We start from the raw sequence: 21,339 nt of genomic DNA on the forward strand, positions 1-21,339 counted from the left end.
CAAGGAGGTCCGCATCATGAAGGTATCTTTCAAAAAAGCATCCTACGGCTTCGTGCTGGCCGGCGTGCTCGTGCTGGCCGCATGCAACTCCGCCGGATCGGCCTCGTCTTCCGGTAATGACGCGCCAAGCGCGTCGCCTTCCGCATCGGCATCGACACCCGCTTCGCCATCGGCTTCGGCTGGCGGCGGGACCGATGCGGCGGCCTCCCCGTCGGCCAGCGCGCCGGCGAGCGAGTCTGCCCCGGCCTCGGCCGCGCCGACCAAGGTCTCCGCCGAGGTCGCAGCCGAGATCAAAGAGCTGATGAAGCTTGCCAAGGAAGGCAAGGCGCCCGGCATCTCGTACGTCGCGCACGATTCGCTCATCGACGACGTGAAGAAGGATTGGGGCAAGCCCGACTCGGACGACATGGCAGGCAAAGGCTTCTACGCCGTATACAGCAAGCATCATGCCGCGTTCGGCTACAATAAGGGCAGCCAACTCTTCGATATCCGCTCGAGCGACGCCAAGCTGCAGAAGCTGACGCTGCTTCAGATCGAGCAGACGCTCGGCAAGCCGTCTTCCACGACCAAGAGCGGCGACGACACGATTTACGTCTACGAGACCGGCAATGAATTTCAGCTGAAATTCGCCATCCCGAAATCCACGGGCAAGGTCGATCATATCTCCGTTTTCTCGAAGACGGGATCGTTCAACAATATGGCCGGTTAACAAGGTAGCACCACGAATAGATCAAAGATCAAAAAGGACCTCGCGCGGGGAATGCGGTTCAATCCTCGCCTGGTCCTTTTTGCATGTGATTCGATGGATAAATCGGGCCGGATAGAAGCGCCAAGACTTGCGGCAAAAAAGAGGGTTATCGTCGCTTTTCCATCCAAAGCGAAAATCCCATCCAGGCCAATCCTAATCCCATCGGCACCGCCGCAAGCCGGCCGAGCTCGTGCGGGAGCAAGGCGGCAGCCAGAGAAGCGACGGCGCCAAAGGCGAGCAAGCCTGCAGCCCCGCGCGATAAAATGCCGGCCCGGAACGTGGCGATGCCGAACAGCAGACCGCCGAGCAAATACGCTACGGCCGATACCGGTCCCGCGGCGGCAAGCGCGCCAAGGTCGATCTCGCTGCCCGCTCCGCTTGAGAGCCCCAGGAATCCCTCCACGATCTTCGGCGCGTCGGTCGTGAGCAGCGGCAAAATGAAAGCTTCGATGAAGGTAAGCGCCATGAGAAGCGCAAACTCGAGGCTGAACAGGAGATAGCCTGCCAGGCCCAGCCATCCGGCCTCCCCCGCTTGCCTGGCGTAGATCCCCGTGATGCCGATCAAGGCGAGGAGACTCATCAAGATGGTTAAGTAATGGGCAATGGCCCATGCGTCGGTACTTACGGACGAGAGAACATCGGCCGGATGAATCATCTGGATGACGATGAACAGAATCCCTGCCAGCATAGCCGCCACGCCCGACCAACGAATGAGGCCGGGGGCGGTGATCTTGTTACTTCCAGCGGTTGTGCGGTTCGCGGTCATCGATTCGTCTCCTCATTTAACAAAGTAATAGCGTCCGTTGCTGTCGCGGGCAAAGCTTAACCCTTCGAACCGATCTCCCCATCGTTCTCCAGAGATCCATGCGATTCTTCCATATTTGCGCTTCCTCCTTTGTGCTTCCGCTAAGGTTAAGATACAGGTTCACGCGAGGTGTCCGCATCACCACATGTGGTGATTTATGCAGCAAAAAAGCCCCGCGCCTGTCGCTAAACCGACCAGGAACGGAGCTATAGAGAGAAGCTGAAGCGCTAGTCTAAATCGAGCTCTTCCGCCCGGCGAACGGCCGCGCGGCGGTTGTTCACCCCGAGCTTGCTATATATATTCTTCGTATGAGACCGCAGAGTATTCAGCGAGATATGGAGCATGCGGGCCATATCGGGACCGCTCAGCTCGGTTCGGAAGAGCCGAAGCACCTCCAGCTCCCGATCGCTCAACGGCTCGCGTAGCGTCCGCTTATGCGTCGCTCTGCTCTCGGCTCTGCCGAGCGCGGACAGAAGCTGAGCGATATAACCGGGGGAGACTCCCTGTTTCAGAGCCGCTTCAAGCAAGACAGCCATGGGCTGGCCTTCGTCCGCGAAGACACGGATGTAGCCTTCCGATTCGGCTAAGGCCAAGGCGCGTTCCAGCGGCCCAAGCGCAGCAAGGCGGTTGCCTCGGGCATCATAAGCCATCCCCTGCAGGATCAGAATCTCGATCGAACTCCCCGTCCTCCCGCCTTCCTCTGCCGCTTGAAGCAGGCGTTCCAGCAGGCCAAACACTTGACTGATCGAATAGTCCGTCCGATCGCGTCTATACTTCGCCAGTAACACCCTGGCCAGCGTGATGTGCTCGAATTCGCGCAGATAGGATAGCTCGTCCTCGGCGGACAGCCCTTGCTCCCGCACCCAATCGAGGGCATCGTCCAGCTGCTCCATTGCGAGCCAAACCCGCGTTTTCATTGCCAAGACCGGACGCACATTAGGGAAAAAGTGGCCTTTATACAGCCGCTCCGCCTCTTGGAGCAGCGAGAGCGCACCGTCCAAGTCTCCGTTCGCCTCCGCGATCCGAGCCATGGCGACGTGCCAGCGAGAGCCGATTTGCGGGCGAAGGGCGCGCTCGCTCAGTTCCTTGCCCTTCAACAGGCGATCCGCGGCAGCCTGAAGATCGTTGTGCTCGCGGCTGAGCTCGCTCATCGCCACGTGGATATCGATCGTCCCGCGCGACATACGCTCGCCATGCGCCTCGGCCAGCTCCAATCCTCGCTCGTAGACCCGCGTCGCTTGGCGCAGCCGGCCTTGCGCAATCCGAATTTCAGCCAAGGCGACCGTCCCCCCGATCGCGTCCGAGATATTTCCGGCTAGCAGCACGCCGGCCATTCCCTCGTCGAACAATCGGTACGCGGTCTCGAGATCGCCGCTCGTCCACGCCGCCAATCCCAAGAGCGCCGCCGCCGCGCCGCGCCGAAGTTGATCTCCCTCCGGCACGAGTTCGAGGACCAGCCGGGCATATCGGATCGCTGCCGGGATATCGCCGAGCACCTGGGCGCGCGCGGCGCGATACCCGGCGATCGTGCCCGGAAGATGACGGAACTCCTCTTCGTCCACGACGGCTCTGTCGGCCATACTGGCTTGGTTGCTCGCGGTAGTTTCCAGCCAGCGTTCCGCATCCTGAAGGCGCTCCTCGACGGCCCCGAACTCCCCGCCGGCCATTAACGCCCAGGCGAATTCGACGCTCAAGACCGGTCTGCGGCGTATCAACTCGTCGGGCAGCGCTCTCAGCCAGCCCAATACGGCAAGCCCTTGCCTAAGTCTCCGCATCTCCGGCCAGGCACGCTCGATCAGGTCCGCCGCCCGCGCGGCATCGCCCGCCGCCAATGCGTGGCGAATCGCATCGGCCGTCGAGCCATGCCGTTCGTACCATCGACTTGCACGCCGATGCAGCTCAGCTGCCCGATCCGGCTGGTCCGCCTTTAAATGGACCGCGAGCACCTCGCCGAAGAGGTGATGGTACCGATACCACTCGCGCCTGTCGTCAAGCGGGACGACAAAAAAATTGCCTTTCTCCAGCGCTTCCAATCGCGCGCTGCCCTCCCCTTCGCCTGTAACGGCATCGCACAGCGGCCCGGACAACCGCTCGAGGATGGAGGTTTGAAGCAGAAAGCTCCTCATCGATTCCGGTTGACGACGCAGGACCTCCTCGACCAGATAATCGATGATGTATCGATTGTCTCCGGCGAACGCGCGAATGAATGCCGGAATGTCCTCGCGCCCTCGCATGGAGAGCGCAGCCAGCTGGAGCCCCGCGATCCAGCCCTCGGTACGGCTCTCCAATGCGTCAATGTCGTCCGCCGATAACGCCAGGCCCATCGCCTCGTTGAAGAACGCGGCCGCTTCTTCGGCGGAAAAGCGCAAGTCCGCGGCACGCAGCTCGGTCATGTCGCCGCGTACGCGCAGCCGGCTTACCGGCAGCTGCGGATCCTCCCGGGTCGCGATGATCAGATGCATTTGCGAGGGGAGATGCTCAAGCAGGAAGGCAACCGCATCGTCGATCGGTTTCGCGCGAATGACATGGAAGTCGTCGAGAACCAAAACGAAAGGATTCGGGAGCGCCGAGACCTCATTGAGCAGGATGGTCAGCGCGTATTCGGTAGACGACGGTTGGGAGATGCGCGGGGGAGCTCCGTCAGCTCCGTCGCCTCCGATACGCTCGGCAATCCTGTTCACCGCAGCGACGAGATGGGCCAGAAAACGCGCGAGATCGTTGTCCCGTTCGTCCAAGGAGAGCCATGCGACGGGACGGCCGCAGCCTGCAGCCCATTCGGCGATCAGCGTCGTCTTGCCGAAGCCGGCGGAAGCTGAGACAAGGGTGAGCTTGCGGGCCAGACCGTCGTTCAATCGCTCGAACAGACGCGGTCGCGGAACGGTCTTGGACCGGGACACGGGGATATACAGCTTCATGGTTAGTATCTGCGCATTCATGGTTGAATCGGTTTCCCCATTCTATCGGTTCATATCCAATAGGATAGCTTGAACGGCTTCTTTTCTCCACTGCAAGTTATACCTGCCAGCGCACCCCGAGCTGCGGGATGGCTTCCAGGAACTTTTCTCCATGTATGCGCGTCTAACCATCATATGGAAAAAATAAACGAATGCTATGCATGGAGGATGCCGCTATGAAGTGGACACATCCATCGGTCGCTTTTAAGAGCTGCCCCGCTTCGACGGATTCGTTCGACGTCCTTTTGCATTATTCGGACGGGGCTATGGACCGGACGTTGACCGTGCTTGTCTGTCCGGGCACGGTCGATCGATCGAGCGGTGCTGTCATGGAGCCGGGAATTCAGTTTGGCAAGCTGGATCAATGGTTCAAACCCTAGCCTATGTCGTATTTCTAGACCCGCATTTGAGGGAGATAGACGGCCTGGATCGGATTGAAGTCAAAGAGGATGACCGTAAAGGAAAAACGCCTTTCCTGCTAAAACCCTATCAGGAGACCGTATTGAGGCAGCGTTTTTATACGGATGAACCGGTGAAGCGAGAATGGCTTTCCAAAGGCATCGGCATTGAAATCGCAACGGAAGGGAAGCGCATGACGCTTCCCTTTAAATACGTAGAAATCAGGTAACGGCCTTAAACGAACGCCTTCCCTAAGGCGCCACCGTCTCCTCCCGTCCCGAAGCGCCCGAGGCATAGATCGCCCGCACGACCGCAATCGCGTGTCGGGAGTGCGCGAGCAGATCCGCCGCGTCCCGCCGCCCTTCGATGCAGGCGATCAAGTCCTCGAGCTGCAGTATGAATGGCGAATCCTGCGCCTCCGTCTCCACCCGCTCGTAGTCTCCGCCGCGGCTGATCCAGAGCGCTTTGCCCGTCTCGAGCCGCAGCATGCCTGCCGTGAAGACGAGCTCGGTCTCGTTCCGCGCATAGCCCTTATAGCCCGACAGCGAGATGGTGGCGGACAAGCCGCTTTGCAAGCGCAGGAACGCCATGCCGCCTCCCTCGATATCGCCTTTCTCCTCCTGATCGCTCACCGAGGACGAGACCTTGTCCACCGTAGAGCCCGCGAGCCAGGTGATCTTGTCGATCGAATGCGAGCCGAGATTCATCAGAATGCCGCCCCCTGCGAGCGATTGCCGGAAAAACCAGGACGGGCGCTCCTCACGGAAGTAGTAAACGTTGCGGACGTCGTTGACCATGACCAGCCGGCCCAGACTGCCTTCCTCAATGATCCGCTTGGCCGCCCGGTTCTCAGGGATATAATGCTGCGTGTGCCCGACGAGCAGCGCAGATCCGCTCCGCCGCGCCGCTGCGACGATCTCGTCGCACTCCTCGACGTCCAAAGCCATGGGCTTCTCGAGCAGCACATGACAGCCGTGCTCCAGACAGAACACCGCCGCCTCCTTATGCAAATAATGCGGCAGCGTGACGATGGCGATATCCGGCCGCTCCCGGACGATCATCTCCCGATAGTCGGTGTACGGGGTCGCCCCATACTTGCCCGCCAGCGCCTCCGCCCGCTCCCCGACCAAATCCGCCACCGCGACGCCCTGTACCTGCGCCATCTGCGTGATCGCTTCCAAATGCGATTCCGCAATAGCCCCTCCGCCGACGACCGCTGCACGATTCACCATGCTCATCCACGCCTTTCTACTCTAAAATGATGTCCGCCAACTATCCACCTACGTCCACACTTTCGCCTCGCGCCCCGCCGTCGCGCAGCGTCTCCTTGCGGTATTCGCCCGGCGACAGGCCGGTGAGCTTCTTGAATGTGCGGATGAAGGTGTTGGCGTTCAGATAGCCCGTCCTGACCGCGATCTCCTGCACTTGCAGGTCGGTATCGGCCAGCAGCGCCTTGGCTTTGCCGATCCGATGGCCATTGAGATAGTCGACGAAGTTAACGCCCTGCTTCTTTTTGAAATAAGTAGACAGGTACGTGCCCGTCAGATTCAGCTTGCCTGCAACGATGTCCAGAGACAGATCCTCGGCGTAGTGCTCGGCGATATAGTCCAGGGCGAGGCCGATGACCGGATCGCGGGCTTCCTCCTTCTTCGTCCGGATCGCCCGCGCCACGCCCGCCGCGTAGTCGGTCAGCGCCCGCTCGAGCCCCTCGAACGTCTCTTGCTCCTGCAGCGCCCGCGCGGCCGCCTCCAATTCGGCCTCGCCGTCCGGTTTCCCGGCCGCGGCGTCCGGCTGTGCCGCCTGCAGCGTCTTCGCCGCCATGTCCGCGATGCCGCGCGCGAACGCCCTGAACGCCACGGCCGTGGCGTCCGCCCGCCGCATCGCCGCCAGATGGCGCGAGATCAGCCGCCGCAGCTCCGTCTCGTTGCCGAACCGCAGATGCGTATATAGCTCCTGCTCCTCCGCCGCGCCCAGCCGCAGCCGCCGCTCCGGCGGCTGCGGGCCGTGCAGAATCTGCGTCCCCTCGCCCAGCAACCGCCGCTCGGTCAGCGCAACCGCCTCCTCGTAGGCGGAGATGAGCTCGTACGCATGCGCATAGGTCGCGCTGACGCCGATCGTGACGCAGCCGTAGGCGCGGTCGAGCTCGAACGTCTGCCTGGCCCGCTCGAGCAGCGCCAGCACCTCCGCCGCATCGGCCGCTCCCTCCGTGAAGATCAGCGTCACGATCCGGGTCCGCTCGATCTGGAACGTCTGCGCGTCCGCGAACCGCTCCTGGAACAGCAGCTGGATGTATTCCTTGTGCAGGAACACCGCACGTTCGATGTCCCCGCCGATTTGCTCCGCGAAGGCGCGCTTGAACGACAGCTCGCAGACGATCGCGAGAAACGGCTTGTCGGCCGGCACCTGTGCGCGCTGCTCCTCGGCGCCGGTCCGGATCGCTTTGAGCCGGTTGATATAGGCGTAGTAGCGGAGCGTCGTTTCGTTCTGCTTGAGGCTAAGACGCGCGTCTTCGTTGGACCGCAGCAGCGAGCTCATCCGCTCCCCGATGTAGTCGAACTCCGCGATCTGCGTCGTCTCCGGCGCCGAGCGCTGGCCCTTGAGCGCATCCACGATCCGCTTGAGCGGGCCGTTGACGCGGATGCTGAACAGCACCGAGGCGCCGACGCTAAGCAGCATGGCTGCGCAGAGCAGCGCGATCAGCACCAGGTTCAAGTGCCGGATCTGCGAGGAGATGTTCGCGTACGGAATCGCGAGCGCGTAGGTCAGCCCGCTGTCTCCGGCTTTGTCGTAGAACAGGTAGGCGCCGTCCCGCTTCACGTAGCCCTGCTGACGCACGGCTTCCTCCATTTGCAGCGACGGTCCTGCGGACGCGGCCCGATATAGCGTCTCGCCTTCCGGACCGAACAGCGCGAACCGGCTGTCCGGCGGGAGAAAGGCGCGCATCATCCGGTCCGCGTCGAGGAAGGCGAGCATATAAGCTTCAGAGCCGTTGCTCTCCTTGATAAGCAGCGGGAGCAGCAGGCCGCTCGTCCTGCGCTGCGATTGGAACACTTCGTCGAAGACGGCCGCCGGATAGAGCTTAAAGCTGGTATTCTCGGCGAATGCCGTCTGCCAGAACGCCCAGTCGTAGCTTTCGCTGAGATAAAACTTTTTGAACATCTGCTCGGGCTTGACGGTGCCTTCTTTTTCGATCATAAGACCGCTCCCCGGAAAATAAAGCACGAGATTATTGAGATACAGCGATTCGTTGGAGAGCATATACACGATGTCCTTCTGCACGCGGTACGCCATCGAATAGTCGATCTCCCGCCCCCCGTTCTTGAGAATCGCCACGTGATCGTTGAAGTACAGCTGCAGCGCCGTCTTGCGCACGAGGCTCAGCTGCTTCTCGTAATTCTCGCTTGCGAAGCCCAGGTTAAGGCTGCTGTTCTTGATAATCTCGTCCTGGATCGTATCGCGGAAGAACGCGTACGAGAACAGATTGAAGGACAGCAGCAGCGCGATAAGCGCCATGAAGCTGCCGAGCAGCTTGAAGAGCAGCGAATTGGTCTTGCGTCGCCAGAATGCCACCGTCGATTCCCCCGCTCTCTCCATGGCCTGACTGCTTTTACTATATGACAAGGGCGGTCTCCTTCATAGAGGCGGCGGCGCGACGGGAATATACGAATCTTCAGATCGTTGACGGATCTTTGGATACCGGGCAGATCGGGGGACGATCCAAAGAAAGGGCGATATCTCTCCTCGGCGGGACGGCCGTATGCTTAGACCACATTACATCCCGCCGAAAGGAACATCCCGATGACGCTAAGGACCAAGTGGAGCAAAGGCAAAGTGCTCTTCCTCATGTTCATCCCCTGCTTGCTGTATTACCTCATCTTCAAGTACCTGCCGATCTTCGGCATCGTCGTCGCCTTCAAGAATTACAACCTGTACCACGGCATCTGGGCGAGCGACTGGGTCGGGCTGAAGTATTTCCGCCTCTTCTTCTCAGGCGACGATCTGTGGCCGCTGCTGCGCAACACCTTCCTGCTCGGCTTCTACAATCTGGTCTTCGGCTTCGCCGCCCCGATCGTGCTGGCGCTGCTGCTGAACGAGATGCGGCTGCGCGTGTTCAAGCGGTTTGTGCAGACGGTCAGCTACCTGCCTCACTTCATCTCCAACGTCGTCGTGGCCAGCATGGTCATCGTGTTCCTGTCGCCGACCGGCGGTCTCCTGAACCGCATGCTCGAATCCCTCGGTATCGGCGCCGTCAACTTCATGGCCGATCCCGGCTGGTTCCGCAGCATCTATGTATTGTCCGAGATCTGGCAGCATATCGGCTGGGAATCGATCATCTATCTCGCGGCGCTGACCGCGATCGATCCGTCCCTGTACGAGGCGGCAGGCATCGACGGCGCGAACCGCTGGAAGAAGATCGTCCACGTCACCCTGCCGGGCATCTCTCCGACGATCGTCATCCTGTTCATCCTGAAGATCGGCAGCATGATCGAGATCGGCTTCGAAAAGGTGTACCTGCTCTCCAATCCGGCGACGTATGCGAGCGCGGACATTCTGAGCACGTACGTGTACCGGACCGCGATGACGGGCGGCAACTTCAGCTACGGCGCGGCGATCGATCTGTTCACGGCCGTCGTCAGCTTCGTCTTTATTTATTCCGCCAATCTGCTGAGCCGCAGAGCGACCGGCAACAGTCTTTGGTAGAGGAGCATCCGCCATGAAAGAGAAAAAATTATCCGTCTTTTCAATCGTCAATCTGCTGCTGCTGACGGCCGTCGCGCTCGCGACGTTATATCCGTTCATTTACATGATCGCCGTCTCGCTAAGCGGCAGCAACTACGTGCTGAAGGGCATGGTCAGCTGGTTCCCGCGCGGCTTCAATATCGACATGTACAAGCTGGTGCTTCAGGACCCGCGCATTATGCATGCTTATCTGAACACGATTGTATACGCTTTCGCAGGCACGCTTGTCGCGCTGGTCGTGACCGGTCTTGGCGCCTACGCGCTTTCCAAGCCCGAAATGCTTTTCAGCAAAGGCTTTACCGTGCTCATCGTCATTACGATGTTTTTCAGCGGCGGCATGATCCCGACCTTCCTCGTCGTCAAGGAGCTGGGCATCATGGACACGCTCTGGGCGATGGTGCTGCCGGGCGCGGTCAGCACGTGGAATCTGCTCATCATGCGCACCTTTTTCGCCGGAATCCCTCGCGAGCTCGAGGAGTCGGGCAAGCTAGACGGCCTCAGCGATATCGGCATCTTCGCGCGGATCGTCATCCCGCTCTCCGGCGCGATCTTCGCGACGATCGGGCTGTTCTACGCCGTCGGCTTGTGGAACAACTTCCTCAATCCGCTGCTGTATCTGCGCGATCCCGACCTGTTCCCGCTTCAGGTCATCCTGCGAAACCTGCTGCTTGCCGGCCAGGCCGGCGCGGGCGATCTGACCGCAGCGAAGGGAGGTGATTCCGTGATCGTGGAGGAGTCTTACAAGTTCGCCGTCATTCTCGTCTCGACGCTCCCGATCCTCTGCGTATATCCGTTCGTGCAACGTTTTTTTGTAAGGGGAGTTATGATCGGCGCTGTGAAGGGCTAGAGAAGTGCGTTATACTATTCGCGATCAAAAAGGAGCCTGTCCACGATGAAAATCAAACGCATGCGGCTGCTGGGCCTTCCCGCCTTGCTGGCCCTCATCCTCGTATTCGCCGGCTGCAGCAAAAATAATAACGAGACGGCCTCCCCCTCCGGTACCGCCTCCGTCGCTGCATCCTCTGCCGCCGCTTCGCCGACCGCTTCGGCCGCGGCCTCGGAAGTCTCGACCAAGGTGACCGACAAGACGTTTACGATGCTCACCGACTCCAATCCGAGCTGGCCGTACAGCAAAGACTGGCCGGTGTGGAAGTGGATCGAGGAGAAGACCGGCGCCAAGTTCGACGTGCAGCTGCCCTCGGGCACCTTGTACGACGCGCTGAACCTGACGTTCGCCTCCGGCTCGCTGCCCGACCTCATCTTCATGCCCGACCGCACCCAGGCGATGAAGTACGGTCAGCAAGGCGCGCTCGCGAACATCCTGGACTACAAGGACAAGATGCCGAACTTCCAGAAGTGGATGGAGAAGTACCCCGACGTCGCCAAGTCCTTCCTGGCCGCCGACGGCAAGATGTATATGCTGCCGACCGAAGGCTTCGGCGAGACGAACCGCGTCGTCTGGATGTACCGCGAGGACATTTTCAAGAAAAACAACCTGACGCCGCCGAAGACGTACGACGAGCTGTACGACGTGGCCAAGAAGCTGAAGGCGCTCTATCCGGACAGCTACCCGATCGCCTTCCGCAACGGCTTGAACGCCATGGTCAATTTCACGCCGAACTTTGAGACGAACGCCGCTTACTATAAGAACGGCGCCGGCGAGATTCAATACGGTCCCGCCGAAGACAACTACAAGACGATGGTCGGTTACCTGAACAAATTTTACAAGGAAAAGCTGATTCCGTCCGACTGGCTGACGCTGCAGACCAAGCAATGGCAGGACCTGCTGTCGACCGATCAATCGTTCATCACCGTCGACTATATCGGCCGCATCGACTTCTTCAACGCCGCGCTGCGCAAGGAAAATCCCGACTTCACGATGGCGTTCATGCCGCCTCCCGCCGGCCTGCCCGGCGGCAAGCAGCAGAATCCGTACACGCAGGTCGTCGAAAACAACCTCGCCATCGCGTCCAGCTCCAAAAACATCGAGGATCTGGTCAAGGTGTTCGACTACTTCTACAGCGAGGAAGGCCGCACGCTGCTCAGCTGGGGCAAGGAAGGCGAGACGTATACGGTCGTAGACGGGCAGAAGAAGATCAACCCGGACTACGCCGACTCCTCCGACCTGCGCAAGCGGACCGGACTCGCCACGAACGGCACGTATACCTGGATCGACTACGACGCGCATCTGTCGCTCGCTTCCAAGGAGCTGAAGTATGCCTACGAAGAAGCGCGCAAGTACGACAGCACGTTTAATCCGAAGCCGTCCTTCACGGACAAGGAATACGATACGATCTCCATCACGGGCGCCGCGGTCGACAAGTACCGCGACGAAGCCATCGCCAAGTTCATCCTCGGCTCGGACAGCCTGGACAACTGGGGCAAGTACGTCGACGAGCTCAACAAGCTTGGTCTCCCGCAGGTAACTGCGCTCTACAAGGCCGCGCTCGACCGCACGGCTCAGATCAGTTTGAAATAGGTTTGTATGTTGAAAAGGACGAAGCGGCCTGCTTCGTCCCTTTTGGCATGCGCTGGCATCAGCGCCTGAGCACCTGCAGGCTGTACCCTCGCCCGAACAACGGCGCGACAACAGGCGATTATGCATCGTCGCATGGCTGCCGACGTTTTACCGCCCGACTTTAAACCGCTGCACCGACGCGCTGAGCTCCTCGGCCAGCGTCGCCAGCGTCTGCGAGGTTGCCGCCGTCTGTTCGGCCGCGCCGGCGGACTCTTCGCTTGCCGATGCCACGTGCTCCACCGACTTCAGCACCTCGTTGGCCTGGGCCGATTGCTCCTCGCTGGCCGCCGCGATCTCGGTGACTTTCTCCGAGGTCCGCTGGACGGTCTCGATGATCTGGTCGAACGCCTCGCCCGTCTGGATGGAGGAGGCGACGCCGGCCGCGACCGCCCGCACGCTCTGCTGGGTGCTCTGCTGAATTCCCCGGATGATCGCCGTGATCTGCTTGGTGGCTTCGCCGCTGCGCTCCGCCAGCTTGCGTACTTCGTCTGCGACGACCGCAAAGCCGCGGCCTTGATCGCCGGCTCTTGCCGCTTCGATCGCGGCGTTCAGCGCGAGCAGGTTCGTCTGATCGGAGATGTCGTCGATCACTTCGATGATCTCGCCAATTTTGTTCGAATCCGACTCCAGCTTGTCCATCTGCGTGCTGACCGCGTTCATGCCCGAGATGGATGTCCGTACGACGTCGCCGCCGTTCTTCGCGATGTCGAGCGAACGATTCGACAAATCCGCAGCCTCTTCCGCGTTGAGCGCGACCGAATAGATCGCCGCCGACAGCTCCTTGAACAAATGATTCATCGTCAGCGCTGCATCGGCCTGGCTGGCGCTGCTGCTTGCAATCTCCTCCGTACTGGCCGAGATCTGCTGCGAAGCGGCCGACACGTTGTGGGCGGAAGACGACGTCAGTCCGATCAGCTGCCTCAGGCTGTCCGTCATCACGTTCAGCGATGCGACCATGTCGCCGATCTCGTCCCTGTTGCGGACGCGAATCTCGCCGCCGGTCAGATCCCCGCTTGCCACGCTGCCAAGCGTACGGGTAACGAGCCGGACCGGGCCGGAGATGCTGCGCGTCATCATATAAGCGAGGACAAGCGTCGCCGCCAGCGCGATGCCGCTGACCGCGAACATGAGGTACTCCGCATTTTTCTTTGCGTTCGATGCCCTTTGCGAAGCGTCGCTAATAATTTTCGCGATGTCCTGCTCCATTTTCCCGTGCGTTTCCCGGAACTCGGCGAATAGCGCTTTACCGTCTCCTACCTTACTCTGCGCCTCTTCGATGCGGCCGGCGCGGACGAGCGCGATCTGAGCTTCAAAGTATTGTTCGATCGCCTCGATCTCGGGATTCGCCTCGTCGATCAACGTTTTCATCGTCGGATGCCCCGGGAGATGAACGCCGATATTGCGAAGGTCGTCTTGCACGCCCTGCACGCCTTTTTGGTAAGTATCCATATACTTCTCGTTTCCGTCGATCAGAAAGGCTCTCGTCGCCGTCTCCTGGTTAACGAGGGAGGTCATGAGATTGGATGCGGCGATGGAGATCGGAAACGCGTCCGTGACAATGTTGGTCGTCTGGTCTTGAATTTTGTTCATTCCCTGAAAGCCGAAGGCGGCGATAACGAGCAGCAGGATTAGGATAAGGAGATAACTGGCGTACATTTTCTTTGATACGTTGAGCTTCATCGGGCTTCATCCTCATTTCGGATTAGTCATAAAGTAGTACTTTTATGATAAAATCCGACAAAGTTCTTGTAACCGCAAATCTGTTGCGGTACCCCGCATATTTTTGCGGGGCGGGGGTCGAGGATGGCTGGTAAGCGGGATGCGGTGGCTAGTTCGCGGGACGCTGCAGCAGCAGATTTGAGGCTGCAGGGCTGGCTATTACGGCCCGGAAACTGTAGCAGTAATTTTTGAGGCTACAAGGAAGGCAAACAGGGCATGGAGAGGAAATTTGCGAAATGTTGTCACTATTCAAGTGAAAACCGCGCCATATCGGCACGTGCTTTTGCCGCCTCGACGAAAGCGCTGATGAGCGGGTGCACGATTCCTTTGAACGCGGATCGCTCCGGCTGGAACAGCGTGCCGAAGAAGAAGGGATGTCCGTCCAACTCCATAATGCGCGTTTCCCCGTCTTCATCCACGCCTGCAATGCGGAATCCCGCCTGCGATACGCTTGCCGCGAACGCAGGATTAAGTCCATAGTTACAAATGCCGTATTGCTCGACCGTCTCCGATGCGCCATAGGCGGCAGCGGTCCGGGAGCCTGGTGCCAGCAAAAATCGATGCGTGTGCTCGCGGAAAGCGCAGGACAGCGGCGTGACGAGCAGCATCGGACTCTCGGGGCGGATCTCGGCGTGATCGGCTTCGGCCAAGCCCATGACATCGCGCGCGAATTCAATGATCATATGCTGAAATCCGCCGCAGCTGCCCAGGAGAGGAATCCGATTCTCGCGGGCATAGCGAATGCCGTTTAATGCGCCCTGCATGCTGGCGTAAGGACTTGCGGGCGCGATCCATAGCGCCTGATAAGATGAAAGCTTGGCCCCGTACCCATCTGTGAGCGAAGTCGTCGGAATCCATTCGCAGTCGACATGCAAGCCGAGCTCGTCAGCGGTCAGCCGCAGCGCCCGAGGAATCGCAACATGCGCCTGGACCCCCTCGTTGTAATCGCCGATTACTCCTATTCGGATCATCGCCGCTCCTCCTTTTTACGTTTCCAAGTCAAACAATGGTAGATGTTAGGCGAATGCCTCCTATTCGTCAAGCGTCATGACTACTATTCAAATTTGAATAGATTATTTATACTGTAATCATCCGATGAGAAAAAAGGACTGATCAAGTTGTCGTCTGTGAGATTGCTCGTATTGGGAACCATCTGGAGACGGGGCGTCACGCACGGTTACGGCGTTCATCAGGATCTGACCGCCTGGCGGGCCGAGACCTGGACAAATATTAAACCAGGCTCGATCTATCATGCGATGGATAAGCTGGCAGCCCAGGGCCTGATTCGGGCTGATGACTCGGGCGATCCGGTCAAGCTCGGGCCTGCGAGGACCGAATACACGCTGACGCCGGATGGCGAAACGGAATTTAAGAAGCTGCTCGAAGCGGCGCTGAAGAGCAACGACTTTCAGCAGATGGCGGCAGGCATTGCGTTCATGGAGACGCTGCCCAGGAAGCGGGTCATCGCGCTGCTGGAAGAGCGGCTGTCCGCGCAGGAAGCATCCGCCGCATTTCTGCGGACGCTGCCGACCGAGTCCGAACCGTCTGATCCGTCCAAGCATCCGGAGCTTGTCGGCATGTGGTCCGGCTATATGGACCACGCCGCAGCGGCTACCGGACGACTGCTGCAGTCGCTGCATGACGGAAAATATTCGTTTGCGGATGAAGCGGAATAGACGATTGGGAGGGGAGCAGGAAGATGATCGAAGTTGCCATGCACGACGGACATCCGATACAAGTCGAGATCGAAGGGGATGGGCCCGCCATCTTATTGCCGGTGAACCCCTGGCCGCTGGAAGGGCCGAAGGCGGAAGAGATGCGCAAATGGGGCACGGACCCTGCGCTCGGACGAACATTAATTGACGGACTTCGCGACCGGTATCGCGTCATTGCCTTCGACTACGAAGGTCATGTGCTGCGTACGCCTAAACCGGGTACCCTGACACCGGACAATGTAGCGGCGGACTTTCTCGCCATCGCGGCCGCTGTAGGCGCCAAAAGCTTTGCTTACTATGGATACTCCTGGCTGGCGCTTGCCGGCATGCAGCTGGCATTGCGAACCGACCGGCTTTCCGCGCTGATCATGGGCGGCTATCCTCCCGTCGGCGGCCCGTATCGGGAGATGCTGCAGGTCACGAAGGCCACGCACGCCATGTCTGGCAAGGGCGGGACCCTGCGGGAGCCGGGCAGCGAAACGGTTGATGGGAAAGACGGCGATTCGGCTAAAGAAGGGGCGGATGTGGACGGGGGCAGCGCTGATGACTGGGGCGGAAGCTCTGCAGATGCCGCATCCTGGGAAGACTTTGATTGGTCTGCCGTCGAGGTCGCCATGAATCGCGATCAGACCCGGCAATTCGTCACGCTGTATGAGGCGCTGCAGAATTTCGACGATCGTGCGGCTCAGTCGCGGATGAGTATGCCGCGTCTTTGCTTCGCGGGCACGCACGATATCATCGCGTACGGCGACGCCTTCGGCGGCGTCACGGTCGATATCGCCGGCGCTTTCGCACGCAACCGCGAAGCGCTTGAAGCATGGGGCTGGGCAGTTCGAACGCTCGAAGGGCTCGATCATACCCAAGCCATGCAAGCTGCCCAGGTACTGCCGCTGATCCGCGACTGGCTCGACATGATACGATGAGCAAGCCGCAGACGATTTACTCCGCAGCCCCCGTCCGATACCGCTCCCGAATAAATTCGAGGAAAACTTCGCATACCGGCGTCAGCTGCCTGTTCTTCTTCCACACGACACCGACCGTGAGCTCGCATGCAGGATCGTTCACTTGAACCCAAGCCATCGGGTAATTACGAATGCCCAGTGTCTTGGGCAGCAAGGAGACGCCGAAACCTGCCGATACCAGTCCCGCGACCATATCCAACTCGTCCGCACGATAATGGGTGTCCGGCTCGACGCCGGCACCGGCCAGCAGCGCTTCCACCGTATAGCTTAATGCACATGAAGGCTTTAACCCGACATAGGCTTCCCCATGAAGTTCTGCCAATCGAACGCCGCTTTTGTCCGCCCAGGGGTGGTGGAGGGGCACGACCAGATACAGCTCGGACTTGCCGATCAATTGCCAATGGAACGCATCGTTCACGGACTCCCGCGTCGTGATTCCGAAGTCGCAGTCGTTATGAAGGATTCGCACGGCCAGCTCGTCGATCGAGCATTGATTCAGCTCGAAGCGTATATCCGCGTATCGTTCTCGGAAGGCGCCAAGCATCGTGGGGAACAGTTCAGCGCCGACAATATGCGGAAAACCGAGCGACAGGACGCCCGACCATGGGTTGATTTGATTTGCGATTTCTTGCTTGGCCTTATCGATCTCCATCAAGGCGTTCTGCGCCCGCTCCAGAAAAAGCTGTCCGAATCGATTGAGCGCCAAGTTGCGTCCGCGCCGCTCGAACAGCTCCACGCCGACCTCCTTCTCAAGCGTGGCGATGGAGCGGCTCAAAGCCGGCTGCGTGACGGAGAGCTGCTTCGCTGCATTCGTCATATGCTGCGACTTCGCTACCGCGATGAAATATTCGATCTGCTGCCACTCCAATTCTATCAACCCTTCAATCGATTACAAAATATCATCGTTTTAATGAGAATTATAAATTAGACGTATGATTGAGACAAGCTTACGATGGAGGAAAGAAGGGAGACTTGTCAAATGGGATCTTATCGAGCGTTAACGGTAGATTGGAAAGACTCGAAGCTGCAGCCCGAGATCCGCGACTATTCCGTAGATGATCTTCCAGCGGGAGAGGTGACGATTCGGGTTGCCTATTCAAGCGTCAACTACAAGGATGGACTAACGACGATTCCGGGAGCCGGGATCGTCAGTCACTATCCGCATATACCCGGCATCGACTTGGCAGGAACAGTGCTGGCATCATCCGATCCTTCGTTTAAGGAGGGGGATGAAGTGCTCGTTACCGGCTACGGACTTGGCGCATCCCATCCCGGCGGGTTTAGCGAGCTCGCGCGCGTCCCGGCAGCGTGGGTCGTGCCTATGCCGTCCGGTCTGACCGCCAGAGCCGCGATGGCTCTCGGAACTGCTGGATTCACGGCCGCCTTATCCATCCACCGCATGGAACAGAACGGTCTCCATCCGGATCAAGGTCCCGTCCTGGTGAGCGGCGCCACCGGAGGCGTCGGAAGCTGGGCCGTCTCGATGCTGGCGAAGTCGGGCTACGAGGTGACGGCCAGCACCCGCAAGAGCGCGGAGATCGAATATTTAAAAAGCATCGGCGCGCGGGTGACGATCTCGCCTTCGGAGCTGGAGACGCCGGAGGGGAAGTCGCTGAATCGCGAACGCTGGGCCGCAGCCGTCGATCCGGTCGGCGGGCCTTTCCTGACGCACGTCTTGAATTCGGTCCGGTACGGCGGCTCCGTCGCGCTTAGCGGCTTCACGGGCGGAGCGGAGCTGGCCGCAACCGTTTATCCTTTTATTCTGCGCGGCGTTAACCTGCTCGGCATCGATTCGGTGTTGTGCCCGATGGACGTTCGACGCACCGTATGGAACCGCATCGCTGCCGAATGGCAGCCGGATGGCGCGCTTCTGGACGCGATCGTGCACGAGGTCTCGTTGTCCGAGCTTCCCGCCGCGATCGCCCAAGTGCTGCAAGGGCGCATGCGCGGCCGCGCTGTCGTCGCGCTGTCCTGATTCGTGCAGAGGAACTGAGGGAGGAGAAAACGTTATGCCCACCGTTCGAAAAGAAATATTCATAGACCGCCCGCCCGAACAGGTCTGGGATGCGGTCAGAGACGTAGGCGCATTCCATCTTCGTCTCGTCCCGGGTTATACCCAAAATACGCTTCTGGACGGAAACGAGAGAACGCTAATCCTGCCGAACGGCGACGCGGTACGCGAGCTGATCGTTTCCGTCGACGAAGAGGAACGGCGCCTGGTATTCGCCGTCAAAGAAGGACGAATGCCGCTTGTTCATCACAACACCTCTTTCCACGTATTGCCTGAAGGAGATCGCGGCAGTAAATTCGTTTGGATAACCGACTTTCTGCCCGAAGATCTCGCGCCGCAAATTCAGGCGCAGGCAGATCGAGTGTCGGCGGTTATTAAACAAACCATCGAGAACGTGAATTAAATCAAAAACAGCGGCAGACCAGGACCTTATTTAGTCCGGACTGCCGCTGTTTTATGAAAGCTGCGGCAGCAGCGGACGCAGCGCCTCCGCCCAATGCCTGTAACCCCGCTCCGTCATATGGCAGTAGTCCGGCGCGGTCTCCTGCGACAGCGTCCCGTCGGCCTCGAGCAGCTGCGGACCGATGTCGACGAACGTATATCCCCGCTCCTGCGCGATCGCCGCATACCGCTCGTTGATCTCCGCGATCTTGAGGCGCCGGGGATGGTCCGGCTCATGTTCGCGCGGAAATACCGCCATGATAACGATCTTGGCGGTCGGCACCTTGGCTTCTACCCGATCGCAGATCGCGCGCAATCCTTCTGCGATTTCCTCGGCGCTGTTCGCCCGCGCGTTCTCCGTCCCGCTCGTATTGTTCGTGCCGATCAGGATGACGACCGTCTGCGGACGCAGCCCGTCCAGCTGGCCGTGATCGAGCCGCCACAGCACGTTCTGCGTGCGGTCCCACCCGAAACCCATATTTAACACCCGATAGGGCGCGAATACGGAATTCCAGGCCTCGCGATTCCCGTGCACATTTTCCGACCAAGGCTCGCCTCCCCAGAAATGCGTGATCGAGTCGCCGATCAGGACGATCTGCGGATCGATCGCTTGCTGCGCGCTCAGCACTTGCTCGTGTCGGGCCCACCAGTCGTAGCTGTCTTCCTCCAGCTTGGAGACCGGGATTACCGCCGTGTTGATCGTTTTGTCCTCCATCGTCATGCGATCTCCTCCGTCCATATCCATTTTTAAAAAGGTCATACCGGAAGTCCGACTCCGTCGATCTCCCGGACCGCCGCGGAGAGCGCGGCAATCGCCTGTTCGGCCAGCTGCTCGGGCGTTACTTTGCGGCCGTCCGTGTTCCAATCCCTCGCAAGGCCGTACGCGATCCAGCTGAGGATAACGGAGATCCGCTGCGCCGCCGTGTCGTCCAGGTACGATTTTTGACTCAAGAGCTGCCGGAAAACGCCCTTCAAAAGCTTGACCATCTTGTTCTCGATATAAGGGCTCATCGCCTCGTAGCTGCGCGCGCACTGCGTGCTGAAGTTGGCGTGAAACTCGCACAGCGTCACGATTATGCCTGTCAGCGTCGCCCGGTTCAGGTCGGCATGGCAGGATAGCTTCTGCATCAGGCTGTCTTTGAACATCTGCGAGAGCGCGTCCTCCATCAGCTCGTATTTATCCGCATAATGGGCGTAGAAGGTCGCGCGATTGATCGTCGCCCGCTTCGTGATGTCCCCGATCGTGATGTCCTTGATATCTTTGTTGGGAATCAATGCGTGGAACGCGTCCAGGATCAACTGCCGCGTACGCAAGACGCGCGGATCCGTCTTGGTCTCCTCCATGTCTCCCACCTCCCGCTAATCGGCCATTTTCCAGACAATCCGGCCCTTTTGTCGCTTAAGCGATAATCCGCGGCAACTTGACGGTTGTCGGCGGGTTACCGTTATCTTATCATAGCGTAAGCAACAGGTGTTGCATAAGTTCAAGTACGGGAGAGGGGATAGGAATCATGGCTCTGGTTCTTCAAATTATTTTGGCGTTGCTGTTCGCCGTCTCCGGACTCGGCAAGGTCGCAGGGATTAAAATGCAGGTCGAAAACTTCAGCAAACTGGGGCTGCCGCAATGGTTTCGCGTGGTCACCGGGCTGCTGCAGCTGGTTGGCGTCGCCGGACTCGTCGTCGGCTTCTGGCGCGACAGCTGGGCCGCCTGGGGCGCCGTCCTTATCGGCGTCATCATGCTCGGCGCCGTCGCCTTCCACGTGCGCGCCAAGGATAAGTTCGGCGCGATCGCGCCTGCGCTGGTGCTGGCCATCCTCGCTATCGTGCTCGCCGCGCTGCTCGGCCCGGACCTGGGCGACTTCCCGAACTAAGCGTACGGACGTTAAGAATACCGTCAGGGAGGATCGCCCTGGCGGTATTCTTAGGTTTTGGCGGTGATGCGCGATGCGAAATGCCTATCGATGGCTCGTCCAACAGCCGTTCCGACGAGCCGTCCGATCGTCGCACGCGCCGTTCCGATGAGCCGTCCGATCGTCGCTCGTACCGCCCGCGCCGTTCCGATGCCCCGTCCGATCGTCGCCCGTACCGCCCGAACCGTTCCGATGCCCCGTCCGATCGTCGCCCGCGCCGCCCGCGCCGTTCCTTCGTCGCAAAGCCTGCAAATATACATCTTTTTTCGCCGTTATCTACCCTTTCGAGCAGAAAAGATGCAAAAGTGCAGGTATTTTCCTCTGTCACCCCTCTTTTCAACTTGCGCATCGCATTTACCTGCACATTTGCAGGTATTTCATCACGTGCCGTTGGTCGACAGAAAATACCTGTAAATT

Annotated in this window: 21 protein-coding genes; 11 read left to right on the top strand and 10 right to left on the bottom strand. The window is 59.6% G+C overall.

What is annotated here, in order from left to right:
* Positions 1 to 16 precede the first annotated feature (16 nt).
* Positions 17 to 709 carry a YjgB family protein gene (locus ACFOTD_RS06725; protein ID WP_378116976.1) on the top strand — a complete coding sequence of 231 codons (693 nt, stop codon included), beginning with the start codon at positions 17 to 19 and terminating at the stop codon, positions 707 to 709.
* Positions 710 to 854: 145 nt separating this feature from the next.
* Here the strand turns inward: ACFOTD_RS06725 and ACFOTD_RS06730 are convergent, their stop codons facing one another.
* Together ACFOTD_RS06730 and ACFOTD_RS06735 are read right to left on the bottom strand one after the other, a co-directional pair.
* Complete coding sequence (locus ACFOTD_RS06730; RefSeq protein WP_378116977.1) at positions 855 to 1,514, bottom strand: hypothetical protein; 660 nt, start codon at positions 1,512 to 1,514, stop codon at positions 855 to 857.
* 266 nt (positions 1,515 to 1,780) lie between these two features.
* Positions 1,781 to 4,468 carry a winged helix-turn-helix domain-containing protein gene (locus ACFOTD_RS06735; protein ID WP_378116978.1) on the bottom strand — a complete coding sequence of 896 codons (2,688 nt, stop codon included), beginning with the start codon at positions 4,466 to 4,468 and terminating at the stop codon, positions 1,781 to 1,783.
* Positions 4,469 to 4,683: 215 nt separating this feature from the next.
* Between ACFOTD_RS06735 and ACFOTD_RS06740 the strand changes: the two genes are divergently transcribed.
* Complete coding sequence (locus ACFOTD_RS06740; protein WP_378116979.1) at positions 4,684 to 4,887, top strand: hypothetical protein; 204 nt, start codon at positions 4,684 to 4,686, stop codon at positions 4,885 to 4,887.
* Positions 4,872 to 5,135 (top strand): hypothetical protein, encoded by a 264-nt coding sequence (locus ACFOTD_RS06745; RefSeq protein ID WP_378116980.1) that lies wholly within the window; start codon positions 4,872 to 4,874, stop codon positions 5,133 to 5,135. The genes ACFOTD_RS06740 and ACFOTD_RS06745 overlap by 16 nt, the downstream gene beginning before the upstream one ends.
* 22 nt (positions 5,136 to 5,157) lie before the next feature.
* Here the strand turns inward: ACFOTD_RS06745 and ACFOTD_RS06750 are convergent, their stop codons facing one another.
* Together ACFOTD_RS06750 and ACFOTD_RS06755 are read right to left on the bottom strand one after the other, a co-directional pair.
* Positions 5,158 to 6,138 carry a Gfo/Idh/MocA family protein gene (locus tag ACFOTD_RS06750; RefSeq protein ID WP_378116981.1) on the bottom strand — a complete coding sequence of 327 codons (981 nt, stop codon included), beginning with the start codon at positions 6,136 to 6,138 and terminating at the stop codon, positions 5,158 to 5,160.
* Between the two features lie 40 nt (positions 6,139 to 6,178).
* Entirely contained in the window at positions 6,179 to 8,527 is a 2,349-nt protein-coding gene (locus ACFOTD_RS06755; RefSeq protein WP_378116982.1) for a helix-turn-helix transcriptional regulator, read from the bottom strand.
* 177 nt (positions 8,528 to 8,704) lie between these two features.
* On the opposite strand from ACFOTD_RS06755, the gene ACFOTD_RS06760 reads away from it, so the two are divergent.
* From ACFOTD_RS06760 to ACFOTD_RS06770, 3 genes are read left to right on the top strand one after another with little or no spacing between them, the layout of a single operon-like run.
* On the top strand, positions 8,705 to 9,607 hold the full coding sequence (locus tag ACFOTD_RS06760; RefSeq protein WP_378116983.1) for an ABC transporter permease: 903 nt from the start codon (positions 8,705 to 8,707) through the stop codon (positions 9,605 to 9,607).
* A gap of 13 nt (positions 9,608 to 9,620) precedes the next feature.
* Complete coding sequence (locus ACFOTD_RS06765) at positions 9,621 to 10,493, top strand: carbohydrate ABC transporter permease (RefSeq protein ID WP_378116985.1); 873 nt, start codon at positions 9,621 to 9,623, stop codon at positions 10,491 to 10,493.
* A gap of 45 nt (positions 10,494 to 10,538) precedes the next feature.
* Complete coding sequence (locus ACFOTD_RS06770) at positions 10,539 to 12,125, top strand: extracellular solute-binding protein (protein ID WP_378116987.1); 1,587 nt, start codon at positions 10,539 to 10,541, stop codon at positions 12,123 to 12,125.
* Positions 12,126 to 12,272: 147 nt separating this feature from the next.
* Here ACFOTD_RS06770 and ACFOTD_RS06775 read toward each other — a convergent pair whose 3' ends face one another.
* Together ACFOTD_RS06775 and ACFOTD_RS06780 are read right to left on the bottom strand one after the other, a co-directional pair.
* The gene (locus tag ACFOTD_RS06775) at positions 12,273 to 13,844 is read right to left on the bottom strand and encodes a methyl-accepting chemotaxis protein (RefSeq protein WP_378116989.1); all 1,572 of its coding nucleotides are present in this window, start codon (positions 13,842 to 13,844) and stop codon (positions 12,273 to 12,275) included.
* Between the two features lie 284 nt (positions 13,845 to 14,128).
* Entirely contained in the window at positions 14,129 to 14,854 is a 726-nt protein-coding gene (locus ACFOTD_RS06780; RefSeq protein WP_378116991.1) for a CTP synthase C-terminal region-related (seleno)protein, read from the bottom strand.
* 171 nt (positions 14,855 to 15,025) lie between these two features.
* On the opposite strand from ACFOTD_RS06780, the gene ACFOTD_RS06785 reads away from it, so the two are divergent.
* Both ACFOTD_RS06785 and ACFOTD_RS06790 read left to right on the top strand, forming a co-directional pair.
* The gene (locus ACFOTD_RS06785) at positions 15,026 to 15,559 is read left to right on the top strand and encodes a PadR family transcriptional regulator (protein WP_378116993.1); all 534 of its coding nucleotides are present in this window, start codon (positions 15,026 to 15,028) and stop codon (positions 15,557 to 15,559) included.
* 23 nt (positions 15,560 to 15,582) lie between these two features.
* On the top strand, positions 15,583 to 16,521 hold the full coding sequence (locus ACFOTD_RS06790) for an alpha/beta fold hydrolase (RefSeq protein WP_378116995.1): 939 nt from the start codon (positions 15,583 to 15,585) through the stop codon (positions 16,519 to 16,521).
* A 16-nt stretch (positions 16,522 to 16,537) separates the two neighbouring features.
* Here ACFOTD_RS06790 and ACFOTD_RS06795 read toward each other — a convergent pair whose 3' ends face one another.
* The gene (locus ACFOTD_RS06795; protein WP_378116997.1) at positions 16,538 to 17,428 is read right to left on the bottom strand and encodes a LysR family transcriptional regulator; all 891 of its coding nucleotides are present in this window, start codon (positions 17,426 to 17,428) and stop codon (positions 16,538 to 16,540) included.
* 111 nt (positions 17,429 to 17,539) lie between these two features.
* Here ACFOTD_RS06795 and ACFOTD_RS06800 point away from each other — a divergent pair, with 111 nt between their 5' ends.
* Together ACFOTD_RS06800 and ACFOTD_RS06805 are read left to right on the top strand one after the other, a co-directional pair.
* A complete protein-coding gene (locus tag ACFOTD_RS06800; protein ID WP_378116999.1) occupies positions 17,540 to 18,535 on the top strand; it encodes an acrylyl-CoA reductase family protein in 996 nt (331 codons plus the stop codon).
* A gap of 34 nt (positions 18,536 to 18,569) precedes the next feature.
* On the top strand, positions 18,570 to 18,974 hold the full coding sequence (locus ACFOTD_RS06805) for an SRPBCC family protein (protein WP_378117001.1): 405 nt from the start codon (positions 18,570 to 18,572) through the stop codon (positions 18,972 to 18,974).
* A gap of 51 nt (positions 18,975 to 19,025) precedes the next feature.
* Here ACFOTD_RS06805 and ACFOTD_RS06810 read toward each other — a convergent pair whose 3' ends face one another.
* The gene (locus ACFOTD_RS06810; RefSeq protein WP_378117003.1) at positions 19,026 to 19,733 is read right to left on the bottom strand and encodes a GDSL-type esterase/lipase family protein; all 708 of its coding nucleotides are present in this window, start codon (positions 19,731 to 19,733) and stop codon (positions 19,026 to 19,028) included.
* Positions 19,734 to 19,768: 35 nt separating this feature from the next.
* Complete coding sequence (locus tag ACFOTD_RS06815; RefSeq protein ID WP_378117005.1) at positions 19,769 to 20,356, bottom strand: TetR family transcriptional regulator; 588 nt, start codon at positions 20,354 to 20,356, stop codon at positions 19,769 to 19,771.
* A 167-nt stretch (positions 20,357 to 20,523) separates the two neighbouring features.
* Here ACFOTD_RS06815 and ACFOTD_RS06820 point away from each other — a divergent pair, with 167 nt between their 5' ends.
* Positions 20,524 to 20,883 carry a DoxX family protein gene (locus ACFOTD_RS06820; RefSeq protein ID WP_378117007.1) on the top strand — a complete coding sequence of 120 codons (360 nt, stop codon included), beginning with the start codon at positions 20,524 to 20,526 and terminating at the stop codon, positions 20,881 to 20,883.
* Positions 20,884 to 20,933: 50 nt separating this feature from the next.
* On the opposite strand, the gene ACFOTD_RS06825 is transcribed toward ACFOTD_RS06820, so the two are convergent.
* Positions 20,934 to 21,182: a hypothetical protein gene (locus ACFOTD_RS06825; protein ID WP_378117009.1), complete on the bottom strand. Its 249-nt coding sequence runs from the start codon at positions 21,180 to 21,182 to the stop codon at positions 20,934 to 20,936.
* Between the last annotated feature and the right edge of the window lie 157 nt (positions 21,183 to 21,339).

This window comes from Cohnella sp. GCM10012308, assembly GCF_042649185.1.
Lineage (GTDB): Bacteria > Bacillota > Bacilli > Paenibacillales > Paenibacillaceae > Cohnella.

Bases quoted from the DNA above. Each gene is read 5' to 3' on its own strand.
- ACFOTD_RS06740 (WP_378116979.1), top strand. From the start codon at position 4,684: ATGAAGTGGACACATCCATCGGTCGCTTTTAAGAGCTGCCCCGCTTCG.
- ACFOTD_RS06725 (WP_378116976.1), top strand. From the start codon at position 17: ATGAAGGTATCTTTCAAAAAAGCATCCTACGGCTTCGTGCTGGCCGGC.
- ACFOTD_RS06730 (WP_378116977.1), bottom strand. From the start codon at position 1,514: ATGACCGCGAACCGCACAACCGCTGGAAGTAACAAGATCACCGCCCCC.
- ACFOTD_RS06810 (WP_378117003.1), bottom strand. From the start codon at position 19,733: ATGACGATGGAGGACAAAACGATCAACACGGCGGTAATCCCGGTCTCC.
- ACFOTD_RS06745 (WP_378116980.1), top strand. From the start codon at position 4,872: ATGGTTCAAACCCTAGCCTATGTCGTATTTCTAGACCCGCATTTGAGG.
- ACFOTD_RS06765 (WP_378116985.1), top strand. From the start codon at position 9,621: ATGAAAGAGAAAAAATTATCCGTCTTTTCAATCGTCAATCTGCTGCTG.
- ACFOTD_RS06770 (WP_378116987.1), top strand. From the start codon at position 10,539: ATGAAAATCAAACGCATGCGGCTGCTGGGCCTTCCCGCCTTGCTGGCC.
- ACFOTD_RS06775 (WP_378116989.1), bottom strand. From the start codon at position 13,844: ATGAAGCTCAACGTATCAAAGAAAATGTACGCCAGTTATCTCCTTATC.
- ACFOTD_RS06820 (WP_378117007.1), top strand. From the start codon at position 20,524: ATGGCTCTGGTTCTTCAAATTATTTTGGCGTTGCTGTTCGCCGTCTCC.
- ACFOTD_RS06805 (WP_378117001.1), top strand. From the start codon at position 18,570: ATGCCCACCGTTCGAAAAGAAATATTCATAGACCGCCCGCCCGAACAG.
- ACFOTD_RS06735 (WP_378116978.1), bottom strand. From the start codon at position 4,468: ATGAAGCTGTATATCCCCGTGTCCCGGTCCAAGACCGTTCCGCGACCG.
- ACFOTD_RS06750 (WP_378116981.1), bottom strand. From the start codon at position 6,138: ATGGTGAATCGTGCAGCGGTCGTCGGCGGAGGGGCTATTGCGGAATCG.
- ACFOTD_RS06815 (WP_378117005.1), bottom strand. From the start codon at position 20,356: ATGGAGGAGACCAAGACGGATCCGCGCGTCTTGCGTACGCGGCAGTTG.
- ACFOTD_RS06760 (WP_378116983.1), top strand. From the start codon at position 8,705: ATGACGCTAAGGACCAAGTGGAGCAAAGGCAAAGTGCTCTTCCTCATG.
- ACFOTD_RS06800 (WP_378116999.1), top strand. From the start codon at position 17,540: ATGGGATCTTATCGAGCGTTAACGGTAGATTGGAAAGACTCGAAGCTG.
- ACFOTD_RS06790 (WP_378116995.1), top strand. From the start codon at position 15,583: ATGATCGAAGTTGCCATGCACGACGGACATCCGATACAAGTCGAGATC.
- ACFOTD_RS06825 (WP_378117009.1), bottom strand. From the start codon at position 21,182: ATGTATATTTGCAGGCTTTGCGACGAAGGAACGGCGCGGGCGGCGCGG.
- ACFOTD_RS06780 (WP_378116991.1), bottom strand. From the start codon at position 14,854: ATGATCCGAATAGGAGTAATCGGCGATTACAACGAGGGGGTCCAGGCG.